We start from the raw sequence: 10,825 nt of genomic DNA, 5'->3' as shown, positions 1-10,825 counted from the left end.
CATCGGTGGATCGAGGCTTAGAGACCCAGGCCGGCGCCCGTGCGGGCCAGGACGTGGCCGCGGCTGCCGCTGAGCCGGAACCAACGCCCGGCCCGGTAGAGCCTTTGCTCGTCGCCGCCCAGGAACCCCAGCGTCAGGGCAGCGAACGCTGCACCGGCCGGGAGTCCGCCGCCGCCGGGCAGTTCGCGTCCCCAGACGGCCGCGCGGGCATTGTTGACGATCAGGGCGCCCGGTTTGTCCGGAACGATGCCCGCCACTTCGGTGATGCCGGCTTCCGCAGCGGACCGCAGGTCAGCATCGGCAATCGACCCCACAGGTTCCCAGCCGGACCTCGGGGCGCTGACGCCGGCCCAGGACTCGGTGACTGTTGTGGGCGGCACGGGCAGTTCGACGTCGTTCTCCCCCGCGCGGGCGAGCCGGTCCAGCACCGCGGAGAGCGGGACCGTTACGTCGGCCGAGGCCGGCTCTGCCAGCGCCATGGTCCGCAGGCCAAGGATGGTGGGCGTCGACTCGCCGAGCAGCCGCGGCCGGAGCACACAGACATAGGCGGCGAGCACGGAACCCGATGCCTGAAGTCGGATGGCGCCGTCGTCAATTGCCTTGGCGCGTGTGGCGTAGGTGCGGAGATCGGCCAGATCATGCGGATCGGCGAAGCGGAAGGACTGGGTTAGGACATCTGACACATTAAGGACTCTACCGGCTGAGCCGCGGTTGAGGAGCGCCGGGGTGACGTCTAGAGTCAAACCATGACTGAAGCGGAAGCCGGATTGCAGGCGTTGCCCATAGAGGACCCCACATCGTCACTCATTGAACTCCTGGATCTCGGCGAGCTTGAGGGTGCACGGACAGACGAGGACATCTTCATGGGACCGTCCCAGCGCCAGCCCCGGCAGCGCGTCTTCGGAGGACAGGTCCTGGCGCAATCACTCATCGCCGCAAACCGGACCGTTGATCCGGCCCGCAGTGTGCATTCGATGCACGGGTACTTCCTGCGCCCGGGCGACGCCAACAAGCCCATCACGTTCGGCGTCCAGCGGTTGCGCGACGGCCGTTCCTTCTCGGCCCGCCGGGTGCACGCCTACCAGGACGGCATGCCCATCCTGTCGATGATTGCCTCCTTCCAGGAGGAGGACGAGGGCGTCGACCATCAGTCCTCCATGCCCGAGGGCATCCCCGACCCCGAGTCGCTACCCAGCACGGCAGACCTCCTGGGCAAGTTCGACCACCCCGTGGCACGGCACTGGGCCTACGAACGTCCCTTCGATATCCGCCATGTGGACCCGCCGCTGTATGTGTCGGCCAAGGGTGAGCGGGAAGCCCGCAATGCCGTCTGGATGAAGACCTTCGGGCCGATGCCGGACGACGCCAACACGCACCGGGCAGCCCTTGCCTACGCCAGCGACTACACGCTGCTCGAATCCATCCTGCGCAAACACGGACTCAGCTGGATCACTCCGGGCATGAGCGTGGCAAGCCTTGACCACGCCATGTGGTGGCACCGCCCCGTGCGCGTTGATGAATGGCTGCTGTACGTTCAGGAATCGCCGAGCGCCCAGGGTGCCCGCGGCCTAGCCACCGGCAAGATTTTCAGCCGGGACGGCCAGCACGTCGCGTCTGTGGCCCAGGAGGGCATGGTCCGGGTGCCGACCGACCTGAAGAACAAAGTGGTGGGCGCCTTCCAGACGAAGGTCCTCCAGCACCAGATGCGCAAAGGCGGGAAGGACTAGCTCCGAGCTGCCGGCGCACGGCGGCCCACCGCCTCAAGGCATATGGAAAAAGGCCGGTTTCCCCTCGGGGAAACCGGCCTATTGCATAACCCGGGTGGCTTGGGAGCCTAGTCGCGGGTCAGGCGGCGGTGCGTCACGCGGTGAGGCTTGGCCGCATCGGGGCCGAGGCGCTCCACCTTGTTCTCTTCGTACGACTCGAAGTTTCCTTCGAACCAGTACCACTTCGACGGGTTTTCCTCGTCACCTTCGTAGGCCAGGATGTGGGTGGCCACCCGGTCCAGGAACCAGCGGTCGTGTGATACCACGACGGCGCAGCCGGGGAATTCCAGCAGCGCGTTTTCGAGGCTGCTGAGCGTCTCTACGTCCAGGTCGTTGGTCGGTTCGTCAAGGAGCAGCAAGTTGCCGCCCTGCTTGAGGGTCAGTGCCAGGTTCAGGCGGTTGCGCTCACCACCGGAGAGGACACCGGCCTTCTTCTGCTGGTCCGGTCCCTTGAATCCGAATGCCGCGACGTAGGCACGGGACGGCATTTCAACGTGGCCCACCTGGATGTAGTCCAGGCCGTCCGACACGACTTCCCAGAGGGTCTTGTTGGGGTCGATGCCGCCGCGGCTCTGGTCCGCGTAGGAGATCTTGACCGAATCGCCGATCTTCAGGTCGCCGCCGTCGAGCGGCTCCAGGCCCACAATGGTCTTGAACAGGGTGGTCTTGCCGACACCGTTGGGGCCGATGACGCCGACGATGCCGTTCCGGGGCAGCGTGAAGGACAGCCCGTCGATGAGGGTCCGGTCCTCGAACCCCTTCTGCAGGTTCTTGGCTTCCAGCACCAGGCCGCCGAGGCGGGGTCCGGGCGGGATCTGGATCTCTTCGAAGTCGAGCTTGCGGGTACGGTCCGCTTCTGCGGCCATCTCCTCGTAGCGGGCCAAACGGGCCTTGGACTTGGTCTGGCGTCCCTTGGCATTGGAGCGGACCCACTCGAGTTCTTCGGTGAGGCGCTTGGCCTGCTTGGCGTCCTTCTTGCCCTGGACCTCGAGGCGGGCGCGCTTCTTCTCCAGGTACGTGGAGTAGTTTCCTTCGTACGGGTACAGGTGCCCGCGGTCAACCTCGGCGATCCATTCCGCGACGTGGTCAAGGAAATAACGGTCGTGGGTGACGGCCAGGACTGCGCCGGCGTAGTTGGAGAGGTGCTGTTCCAACCAGAGCACGCTCTCGGCGTCAAGGTGGTTGGTGGGTTCGTCGAGCAGCAGGAGGTCCGGCTTTTGCAGCAGGAGTTTGCAGAGGGCCACGCGGCGGCGCTCACCGCCGGAGAGAAGGGTCACGTCAGCGTCGGCGGGCGGGCAACGGAGGGCGTCCATGGCCTGCTCCAGCTGGGAGTCGAGGTCCCAGGCGTCCGCGGTGTCGATGGCCTCCTGGAGCTGGCCCATTTCTTCGAGCAGGGTGTCGTAGTCAGCGTCAGGGCTGGCCATTTCCTCGGAAATCTCGTTGAACCGCTGGATCTTGCCGTAGATCTCGCCCACGCCTTCCTGGACGTTGCCCAGGACGGTCTTTTCCTCGTTCAGCGGCGGCTCCTGCAACAGGATGCCCACGGTGTATCCGGGGCTGAGCCGGGCCTCACCGTTTGAGGGCGTGTCCAAACCGGCCATGATCTTCAGGATGGTGGACTTACCGGCGCCGTTCGGGCCAACAACACCAATTTTGGCTCCAGGGAAGAAGGACATGCTTACGTCGTCAAGAATGAGTTTTTCGCCAACGGCCTTGCGGGCCTTGGTCATTGTGTAGATAAATTCCGCCATGGTTCCAAATCTAGTGGGTCTGTGGGGTTAACTCACATTCGCGGACGGCATTCAGGCCGTTCGGCATCGTTCAGAACAGACAGCCCGGCAACAGCGGAGTCCGGAAACGCAGCGGCCTGATTGAGGCTCAGCCGCCGACGAAGCACTTTCCCGTCGCCAAAACCGGAAGGACCGTGACCACAACGCTTCCGTCGCGAATCTGGCCGATCACGCAGGCCTCCCCCTGCAGCGCAGCAGCTTCAATGGCATCAACTTCTAGGCCGGTGGGCGTGCGGCTGGCCGATACCTGCAACGAACCTGCCGGTATTCCGGCGCCGGTCAGGGCCGCTGTCAGCTGTTCCTGGCCGGGTTTCGGATTGCTGGCAACTACTCCGCGGAGGGCATTACCCACGGTTTCACTCAGCCGCGCGGTGGCAGCGTCCAGTTCGGGCTGGTCCGCGGCCGGCGACGAAGCAGACCCGTCAGCGGCTGACGATGACGGCTGCGCGGACGGTGTTTCCACAGCAGCAGCCGCAGCCTGCGACGACGGGGCCGACGGGACCGAATCCGCTCCCGTGCAGCCGGCGAGTCCCGCCACAAGCACCGACGCCGCGATGAGCAACACAGGCGCTGTGCGTATGCGTGGGCGTCGCAGGTTTCCGGCCAGGGGTTTTCCGGGCTGTTGCTTTCCGGACTGGCGGTTTTGGGATTGTTGGTTCTCGGACTGGCGGATTCCGGACTGGTGCCGGGGTGTCTCTGCTCGGATCACCTTGCCATTCTGCCATGCGGCACCGCAGGGGAACGGTGCCGCACTCGCGGCATCAGCGGGACATGTTCAGGCGGCGGCGCCGGTAAGTTCTCCGGTCTCCGAATCGAGCTGCAGGACGTCACCGTTTTGGTCCTCATAGATCCCACCGGCAGCCGGGTCCCCGTTTTCGTCGTCCTCCCCGCGATCCCCGGCGCTCTCAGGATCTTCCGAGTCAGGCACGATGCCGTCCTGAGCCCCGGACGCAGGGCCTGACTGACCCTGTCCCGTGCCGGCCTGGGCGGCGTTCCCGGCCGTGCGGGTGAAATTGGCGGAGCCCCACATGAGGTCATGACCGACGGACTCGGCGTCGATTTCGGCAACGTGATAGATCCGGCCGTCCTTTTCCCAGCTCCGCATCTTGAGCCGGCCCACGATAATGACGCGCTGGCCCTTCTTGATGCTGCACCCCATGTTGCCGGCCAGCTGTCGGTAGCCCTGCACGGTGAACCAGTTGGTATTGCCATCGACCCACGTGCTCGATGCACAGTCGTAGCGCCGGTCTGTGGAACCGAGCCGAAACGACGCGGTGGCGACTCCCCCTGGTGTGGTGGAACTCCTGATCTCCGAGGCGACGAAGCCCCGGACAGTGATGTTGTCAGTCATCTTGGTGTCCTGTCTCGAATGGTGGTGCCTTAGCAGGCACCTTCAGCTTCACGCCGGCAGGGCAATGGATCGAGGGTCTGCGTGCCGTATGTGCAAAACTCCGCGTGAATCACGGATGTTGGGGACAGGTCAAAACGCCGCCAGCGGGCTGACTGGCCGAAGCCGCGTGGCACTGTAAACTTTTCTAGGCGCCGCCGGAATGGTCCGGAGACGCCAACGTGCCCCAGTAGCTCAGGGGATAGAGCAGCGGCCTTCTAATCCGCCGGTCGGGGGTTCGATTCCCTCCTGGGGCACAAGGAAAAGGGGCTCTGATCTGCGGAAACGCAAGTCAGGGCCCCTTCTGTTTTCGCTTCGGAACCGGCGGATCCACCGTTTACCCACCGCTTTCGTCGGGACCGTTGGCTGTGAGGTTTACAGCGTGCATCGCCCTGATGGCCTCTTCTCGCGCACTCAATTCGTACTTTTGCCAGTAGCGATAGTCGAGGATCCACAGGGGCAAGGGAAGGTCCTGACCAATCCGTCGCCGCGCAATCTCGTGACGTCCTTTCCATCGGCGGATAGGCCTCCACCAAGGGACCTTGATCTTGTCGTGTTTCTGGGCGTACCTCCAGCGGGCCCAGCGGAGGTCAACTGCCCACCACTTCGGCGCTAACCCAAATGATCGCCGATAAGCGTGCGTTTTTATCCGGTAGTGCCAATGCGCCCGAACAGCCCAAAGTGGCAAGTCAGCGAAGTCGAGCTCATGCGGGATCCGCCAGGGGCGATTAAACGGCTTTACAACTTTCAGAACCCCGGACGGCTGTCGATTCCATCGCGTACCGCGGCTGTCGGTAAAAACTACATCGAGCCGGGGGTACTCAAAGGCGGTCCGGTGCCTCGGAACTCCGATGCACTCCATACTGTCTTGTTCATCCGGCAGAAGGTATTCGGCCGAGCCGCTGACATGAGCGCCGATAACTGACACGGGCTTGAACGTGTATTTGATGTCATAGATAGCCTCAGGAGAAGTGTTCCGAATGTAACCCTTCGGGCGGAGCACTTTCTCTCGCGTTTGCGACCCGGCCTCGCCTTCGTCATTAATTTCTACCCAGGACCGGACCCCCCGCACGTCCCCGCGCCGACGCTCAACATACTCATGCCGGAACACCACCAAGGCGGCCACGAGCGCTCCGACAGTTCCAACTGCAGCGAACCCCTGCGCCCACATCTCGATGAAGTGCATGTCGGGTTCGGCCATGTCCGTCAGTTTCATCAGCACGGTCACGATGGCGCCACACTCCCCCCAAACGCTTGCAACAACGAGGTCATGTCCGGCGCCTCGTGTGTTTTCTGGACGTAGTGCCGGCTGGTGATCTGTTCGCTGGAGTGGCCGAGCTGGGCGGATGCTGATGCCATGCCCTCGGCATTGGCCAGGAGCGTCCCAACGGACTTCCGGAATGTATGGGGTGTGACCCACTGGAAGCCGATCTCATCCCGGGCGGAGCGCCATTGCTTCCGGAAGTTCCCGGGATCCCGCAGGGTGCCCGTAGACGACGGAAAGACGACGTCCCAAGGGTTGGCTACCAACTGCTGTACCTGGCGGCGCAGGAGCATCTCCACGGCGAACGGCGGCAGGTAGTAGCGCTGGCGGGAGTTGGTGGACTTGGGATGTTCTTGAATCGTCATCCCCTCCCCCTGCACGTAGACGATCGTCCCGGTGACGGTCAGCGTCGGCCGTGCCGCCTTCAGGTCAATGTCTTTCCACCGAAGCGCCAGGGCCTCGCCGATGCGGGCGCCGGTGGCGAGCATGACGTCGACGACGTCGAGGAGGTCATCGGGACGCTTCCGACCGCGGGGCTTTGAGTCGAGTTGCCAGTTCCGGAGGCCGGCGCGGAGGGCGGCCGCCTCCTCGACGGTCAGTGCCCGGATTTCCTTGCGGTTCACGGGTACCTTGGCGACGTCGCGCAGCGGGTTGGCGCCTACCGCACCGTGCCGCGCTGCGAGCCCCAGCATGGCTGACAGGACGGTCTTCGCCAGCTTCGCCGTCGCGGCCCCGTGTTTGGCTGTCGTAGCCTTCAGGAAGCGATCCAGGCGCGAGACAGTGGCCTCCCTGATTGTCAGGCCGCCAACCCCCGGGCACACGTAGGAATCTTTGACCTCCCGGTAGCGGCGCTGCGTGTTGATGGCCCTGTCCTGGTCCATGAACTCGAGCCACCAGATATCGGCGAGCTTGTTGAGTCGGGTGTCCGGGGTGATGTCGTCCCCGGCCGGCACCGCCCGGTCACGCAACGCCGCGACGAGGGCCTGCTCAGCTTTCGCGCCCCGGTCATTCTTCGAGACGGCGACGGCGCGGGCCTCTACTTTCCGCGTGATCCCGTCGAAGTCACGGAACCTGGCCATAGCCCGCCAGACACCGGGCGCGACCTCATCGCGGCTGATTTTCCCCCATGTCCCGATCTGCAGCGGCGGCCTAGGCATCTTCTTTCCCTTTCTTCAGATCCCTTGGATGCACGAACGTGATCGCTTGGATGGCGGCATCCGTCAAACGTCTGCTCTCAGTCGTCATATCAACGAGGGATTTCTGGAGCTTTTCCTGCTCAGCCAAATGTTCGCGGACTGAGCCGAATGCCCTGATCACCATCGGATCATTTAGCGACATGGTCAGGGCTTCAAGTCGGCGTCCGGGAAGTGTGTAGGACTCGGAGACCTGGACGGCTTCGCCGCTCCGGTGGCGAAATAGGTGTTGTATTCCGGCGCCGAACACTATGGAAAGTGCGACCAGCTCGGCTGCCACGAAGGAGCGCTTGCCAGACTCCGCTTGGGAGACAGTTGACCTGGACCAGGTGGCCCCGAGTATCTCCCCCAACTTCTCGCCGAGCTCGGCCTGCGACATGTTGTCCTTTCCAACCCGCAGGGCCCTGATGTTCTCGCCGATTATGACTTCAATCCGCTTGCTTTCCTCCATGTTCAACCTTTGCTTGTCTGTTTACGAATGTCTAACACAAGTATTGATGGTTAGGCTGGGATTGACAAGCTGCTGAGCAAATGCCAAAGTTAGCGAAAGGTAAACAAAACACGGATGTTTACCAATGCGTTGACAGGAGAAGCAGTGATTAGCAAGGATCAGACGCCGGAAACGGCCCATGAATGGCTCTCACCGGCCCAGCTCGCGGAAGAGCTCCGAATCCCCCTCGCCACCATTTACGTGTGGCGGTCACGGCACCAGGGCCCTCGCGGCCACAAGATCGGCGCTCATGTGCGCTACTCGAGGCAGAGCATCAATGAGTGGCTGGCCTCCGTAGCGGACCCCACTCGAGTCGCGTGAACCAGCCCAGCAGGTCCCAAAAGAAAAGCGGCCCGGGCTCCATCCTGCAAGAAGCAACCCGAACCGCTGGACACATCATCACCAAGATCGAACAAGGAGATTCAGCTATGTCACAGACTACCCACACAACCACCGAAGTGTCACCCACCCAGCTGTTGCGCAACCTCATTGAGAACGCCGCCTGCGGAATGGCCCTACCGGAAGAGCTCCACGACGCGCTCAGCCTGCTGGAGCAGGTCCTACACCTCGCCCCGACCACCCCGCAGCTGGAAGTCGAGGTACCGGCATGAGCACGCACAAGGACTGGGAGAAAGCCCAGGAAAAGCGCAACTGGGCCGCCTTGGACGCAGCCCGCCTGCTGACTCGAGGCGACACTGAAGGCGCGAAGAAGGCCGCAGAAAAGGCCGTAGCGCATGACGACGAGATGCACCGCATCACGGCCGAGCTCGACGGCAACGGGACGGAAGTGACCCCATGAGCGCCCAGACGCTGCCCGCGGCCGCGCCCACAACCCGGCCGGCCCACAACTTCAACCCCGTGGTGCACCACTACTACAAAGGCCGGGACATAGACCGCTCACAAGCCACCAGGGAGCCCATCACAGCGCTCTGCGGCGAGATCGGGGCCGTCAGCGCTGCGGCCACGGGCCGGCCCAGCAATGGCACCGTCGTGGTCTGCCCCATGTGCGCCACTATGTACGCCGATCTGCCCAGCCGGCGGCGAAACGCATGATCTATAACCGAAGCTTTGCTGACAACTAGGAGGGAGGGAAGGCAGTGGAGGAACCAGATGGAGGATTCGTCCGCCAACCGGTCGGCAGGTTTGAGTGGGAACGCATCATCCGCCGGGCGATCATCAAACCGCCCAGCATCAAGTTCCTGGGCCTCATGATGGCTACCTATGCCAGCGCAGACGGAAGCCGCGTTCGCCCCGGGCAGGCCCGCCTGGCTGCCGTCATGGGCACGAGCATCAGCACTGTCGAACGTGGCCAGCGAACCATGGAGCAGGAGGGGTTCCTTGAGATGGTCACCAAGGGTCATTCCGCCGGCCGGGGGCGAAGCGGCGGATACGCGAGCGAATACCGCCTAACCATCCCTTCAGATCTTCTCGAACGGGTGCCGATGCTGGATCCCGACGAGAAACACCCGTCACCCATGACGGGTGAGTCAGATAGTCACCCGTCACCCATGACGGAGGAATACTCTCCGGAACCCTCGCGACACTCTCGCGAATCCGAACGTTCGGACGATGTTCGGGCGAACAAAGCTATGGCAAAGCCTTTGGCTAAACCCTTGGCAAAGGACGCGTCGGCGGAAACACCCGTCAATCCAGAAGAATCACCCGTCACTGGTGCGGAAACACCCGTCAATTTCCCGGAGTCACCCGTCACCCATGACGGCCCACCACATCACTACCACCACAACAAAGACCACAACAAAAAAGATCAATCAGGGTTTCTCGCCTTAAGTGACGCGTGCGCGAAAACTCAGGACACCGCCGCTGACATCGAAGCCGAACGGAACCGACAGCTCACCGCCCTGCAAAATCTGATTGATTCTCAGAAAGAGGCATCATGAACAGCCTCAACGACAGCCAAGCAACGACCGGCTCCGAAGAACTCGAAGCCACCATCTCCCAGTTCGCCGACCGCTGCTATGCACTGCCGCCCCGAAAGCAGCAGTTCCTCCTGGGCATACTCGCTCCTGGCCCCGCCATCCATATCGAAACCTTCGCTCTCCTGCTCCTCATGCTCGAAGACAGTGACGACGACTTCAACATCACCAACCCCGAGCTCAACGACATGATCGCCCGAGCCCACGAAACCCACGACAGCAGCCAGGAGCCCACATGACATACACCCCACCATCAAAATGCGACCGCTGCGTCCCCACCGAAACGCTCGCATCCGACTCCGGGCTCACCTGGACCATCGAAGCCGCGCACCAAACAACCTGCCCCAACCACCCCCACCACACGGAGGCCCAAGCATGAGCAAACAAACCCACGACATCGGCAACAAAAAACGCCGCCACGCACAAGCCACACAGACCGCCGCCCGCGACATAACCACCCAAGCCATGGCCCGCAGCCTCATCGAACACGGCCTCGCCACCAAACGCATCCTCGACGCACACGGAGCCCCCACCCGACGCAAGGAACGGCCATGACAAACACCGTCCCCCGTAGGGGGCAAGCAAACACGCGCAAAGCCGACCCTCAACACGTTCCCGGCCAGCCAACGAGCGTGGAAGCGAAGAGGCGCATTGTGGATGCCTACCAGGGCGGGGTGAGCATCAAGGGCATCATGGCAACGTTCGGCCACGCCAAGGGCACCGTCCACAAGGCGCTGAGCGAAGCGGGGGTTCAGCTCCGGGACGACGCTGTGAAGCCAAAGATCAGCCGAGAGGAGCTCGTTCAGCGGCATTCTGAGGGGTGGACGCCCAGGATGATCGCGGACTCCTGCGGGGCCCACATTGGGACAATCCATGAGCGGCTCTCACAGTTGGGTCTCTCAATTGGGAGCCCGGTGGCTACGGTGCCGTCCGGGGATGCTCTGGCGGCTGCTCGTGAGACAGGGCGGTCGGTTCGGTCCTTAGCCTTGATCCACCGACGG

17 protein-coding genes and 1 tRNA gene are annotated in these 10,825 nt (G+C 63.2%); 11 read left to right on the top strand and 7 right to left on the bottom strand.

Annotation, left to right across the window (positions count from 1 at the left end):
* Window positions 1-17 precede the first annotated feature (17 nt).
* Window positions 18-683, bottom strand: coding sequence for a hypothetical protein (locus J7I79_RS22235; RefSeq protein WP_214957117.1), 666 nt, complete (start codon window positions 681-683; stop codon window positions 18-20).
* Between the two features lie 63 nt (window positions 684-746).
* On the opposite strand from J7I79_RS22235, the gene J7I79_RS22230 reads away from it, so the two are divergent.
* A complete protein-coding gene (locus J7I79_RS22230) occupies window positions 747-1,727 on the top strand; it encodes an acyl-CoA thioesterase II (protein ID WP_214957115.1) in 981 nt (326 codons plus the stop codon).
* Window positions 1,728-1,834: 107 nt separating this feature from the next.
* On the opposite strand, the gene ettA is transcribed toward J7I79_RS22230, so the two are convergent.
* From ettA to J7I79_RS22215, 3 genes are all read right to left on the bottom strand, one after another.
* The gene (gene ettA, locus J7I79_RS22225; protein WP_104173133.1) at window positions 1,835-3,517 is read right to left on the bottom strand and encodes an energy-dependent translational throttle protein EttA; all 1,683 of its coding nucleotides are present in this window, start codon (window positions 3,515-3,517) and stop codon (window positions 1,835-1,837) included.
* 127 nt (window positions 3,518-3,644) lie between these two features.
* On the bottom strand, window positions 3,645-4,265 hold the full coding sequence (locus J7I79_RS22220) for a DUF6993 domain-containing protein (protein WP_311380649.1): 621 nt from the start codon (window positions 4,263-4,265) through the stop codon (window positions 3,645-3,647).
* A 66-nt stretch (window positions 4,266-4,331) separates the two neighbouring features.
* A complete protein-coding gene (locus tag J7I79_RS22215) occupies window positions 4,332-4,907 on the bottom strand; it encodes a single-stranded DNA-binding protein (RefSeq protein WP_214957113.1) in 576 nt (191 codons plus the stop codon).
* A gap of 220 nt (window positions 4,908-5,127) precedes the next feature.
* Here J7I79_RS22215 and J7I79_RS22210 point away from each other — a divergent pair.
* Window positions 5,128-5,200 (top strand) — tRNA-Arg (locus J7I79_RS22210).
* A gap of 80 nt (window positions 5,201-5,280) precedes the next feature.
* On the opposite strand, the gene J7I79_RS22205 is transcribed toward J7I79_RS22210, so the two are convergent.
* The 3 genes from J7I79_RS22205 to J7I79_RS22195 are packed head-to-tail and all read right to left on the bottom strand — an operon-like array spanning window position 5,281 to window position 7,851.
* The gene (locus J7I79_RS22205; RefSeq protein ID WP_214957111.1) at window positions 5,281-6,171 is read right to left on the bottom strand and encodes a hypothetical protein; all 891 of its coding nucleotides are present in this window, start codon (window positions 6,169-6,171) and stop codon (window positions 5,281-5,283) included.
* Window positions 6,168-7,364: a site-specific integrase gene (locus J7I79_RS22200; RefSeq protein ID WP_214957109.1), complete on the bottom strand. Its 1,197-nt coding sequence runs from the start codon at window positions 7,362-7,364 to the stop codon at window positions 6,168-6,170. The genes J7I79_RS22205 and J7I79_RS22200 overlap by 4 nt, the downstream gene beginning before the upstream one ends.
* Window positions 7,357-7,851 carry a helix-turn-helix domain-containing protein gene (locus J7I79_RS22195; protein ID WP_214957107.1) on the bottom strand — a complete coding sequence of 165 codons (495 nt, stop codon included), beginning with the start codon at window positions 7,849-7,851 and terminating at the stop codon, window positions 7,357-7,359. Before J7I79_RS22195 ends, J7I79_RS22200 begins: the two co-directional genes overlap by 8 nt.
* A 144-nt stretch (window positions 7,852-7,995) precedes the next feature.
* On the opposite strand from J7I79_RS22195, the gene J7I79_RS22190 reads away from it, so the two are divergent.
* The 9 genes from J7I79_RS22190 to J7I79_RS22150 form a co-directional block, all read left to right on the top strand.
* On the top strand, window positions 7,996-8,211 hold the full coding sequence (locus J7I79_RS22190) for a helix-turn-helix domain-containing protein (RefSeq protein ID WP_311380648.1): 216 nt from the start codon (window positions 7,996-7,998) through the stop codon (window positions 8,209-8,211).
* A gap of 107 nt (window positions 8,212-8,318) precedes the next feature.
* Window positions 8,319-8,501 carry a hypothetical protein gene (locus J7I79_RS22185; RefSeq protein ID WP_214957103.1) on the top strand — a complete coding sequence of 61 codons (183 nt, stop codon included), beginning with the start codon at window positions 8,319-8,321 and terminating at the stop codon, window positions 8,499-8,501.
* Window positions 8,498-8,689 (top strand): hypothetical protein, encoded by a 192-nt coding sequence (locus tag J7I79_RS22180; RefSeq protein WP_214957101.1) that lies wholly within the window; start codon window positions 8,498-8,500, stop codon window positions 8,687-8,689. The genes J7I79_RS22185 and J7I79_RS22180 overlap by 4 nt, the downstream gene beginning before the upstream one ends.
* Entirely contained in the window at window positions 8,686-8,943 is a 258-nt protein-coding gene (locus tag J7I79_RS22175; RefSeq protein WP_214957099.1) for a DUF3039 domain-containing protein, read from the top strand. The genes J7I79_RS22180 and J7I79_RS22175 overlap by 4 nt, the downstream gene beginning before the upstream one ends.
* A 44-nt stretch (window positions 8,944-8,987) precedes the next feature.
* Window positions 8,988-9,788: a hypothetical protein gene (locus J7I79_RS22170; protein ID WP_214957097.1), complete on the top strand. Its 801-nt coding sequence runs from the start codon at window positions 8,988-8,990 to the stop codon at window positions 9,786-9,788.
* On the top strand, window positions 9,785-10,063 hold the full coding sequence (locus tag J7I79_RS22165; RefSeq protein ID WP_214957095.1) for a hypothetical protein: 279 nt from the start codon (window positions 9,785-9,787) through the stop codon (window positions 10,061-10,063). The genes J7I79_RS22170 and J7I79_RS22165 overlap by 4 nt, the downstream gene beginning before the upstream one ends.
* Window positions 10,060-10,203 (top strand): hypothetical protein, encoded by a 144-nt coding sequence (locus J7I79_RS22160; protein WP_214957093.1) that lies wholly within the window; start codon window positions 10,060-10,062, stop codon window positions 10,201-10,203. The genes J7I79_RS22165 and J7I79_RS22160 overlap by 4 nt, the downstream gene beginning before the upstream one ends.
* Window positions 10,200-10,379, top strand: coding sequence for a hypothetical protein (locus J7I79_RS22155; RefSeq protein ID WP_214957091.1), 180 nt, complete (start codon window positions 10,200-10,202; stop codon window positions 10,377-10,379). The genes J7I79_RS22160 and J7I79_RS22155 overlap by 4 nt, the downstream gene beginning before the upstream one ends.
* Window positions 10,376-10,825 (top strand): helix-turn-helix domain-containing protein (locus tag J7I79_RS22150; RefSeq protein ID WP_251043162.1); only part of this gene is annotated, 450 nt, incomplete at its 3' end. The genes J7I79_RS22155 and J7I79_RS22150, both read left to right, overlap by 4 nt.

The sequence above is a fragment of the Arthrobacter sp. ISL-69 genome, assembly GCF_018613775.1.
Taxonomy (GTDB): Bacteria; Actinomycetota; Actinomycetes; order Actinomycetales; family Micrococcaceae; genus Arthrobacter.
The sequence above is the reverse complement of the archived record's forward strand: the minus strand, read 5'-3'. Positions and strand labels throughout refer to the sequence as shown.

Bases quoted from the DNA above. Each gene is read 5' to 3' on its own strand.
- J7I79_RS22230 (WP_214957115.1), top strand. From the start codon at position 747: ATGACTGAAGCGGAAGCCGGATTGCAGGCGTTGCCCATAGAGGACCCC.
- ettA (WP_104173133.1), bottom strand. From the start codon at position 3,517: ATGGCGGAATTTATCTACACAATGACCAAGGCCCGCAAGGCCGTTGGC.
- J7I79_RS22175 (WP_214957099.1), top strand. From the start codon at position 8,686: ATGAGCGCCCAGACGCTGCCCGCGGCCGCGCCCACAACCCGGCCGGCC.
- J7I79_RS22160 (WP_214957093.1), top strand. From the start codon at position 10,060: ATGACATACACCCCACCATCAAAATGCGACCGCTGCGTCCCCACCGAA.
- J7I79_RS22165 (WP_214957095.1), top strand. From the start codon at position 9,785: ATGAACAGCCTCAACGACAGCCAAGCAACGACCGGCTCCGAAGAACTC.
- J7I79_RS22185 (WP_214957103.1), top strand. From the start codon at position 8,319: ATGTCACAGACTACCCACACAACCACCGAAGTGTCACCCACCCAGCTG.
- J7I79_RS22155 (WP_214957091.1), top strand. From the start codon at position 10,200: ATGAGCAAACAAACCCACGACATCGGCAACAAAAAACGCCGCCACGCA.
- J7I79_RS22200 (WP_214957109.1), bottom strand. From the start codon at position 7,364: ATGCCTAGGCCGCCGCTGCAGATCGGGACATGGGGGAAAATCAGCCGC.
- J7I79_RS22195 (WP_214957107.1), bottom strand. From the start codon at position 7,851: ATGGAGGAAAGCAAGCGGATTGAAGTCATAATCGGCGAGAACATCAGG.
- J7I79_RS22215 (WP_214957113.1), bottom strand. From the start codon at position 4,907: ATGACTGACAACATCACTGTCCGGGGCTTCGTCGCCTCGGAGATCAGG.
- J7I79_RS22180 (WP_214957101.1), top strand. From the start codon at position 8,498: ATGAGCACGCACAAGGACTGGGAGAAAGCCCAGGAAAAGCGCAACTGG.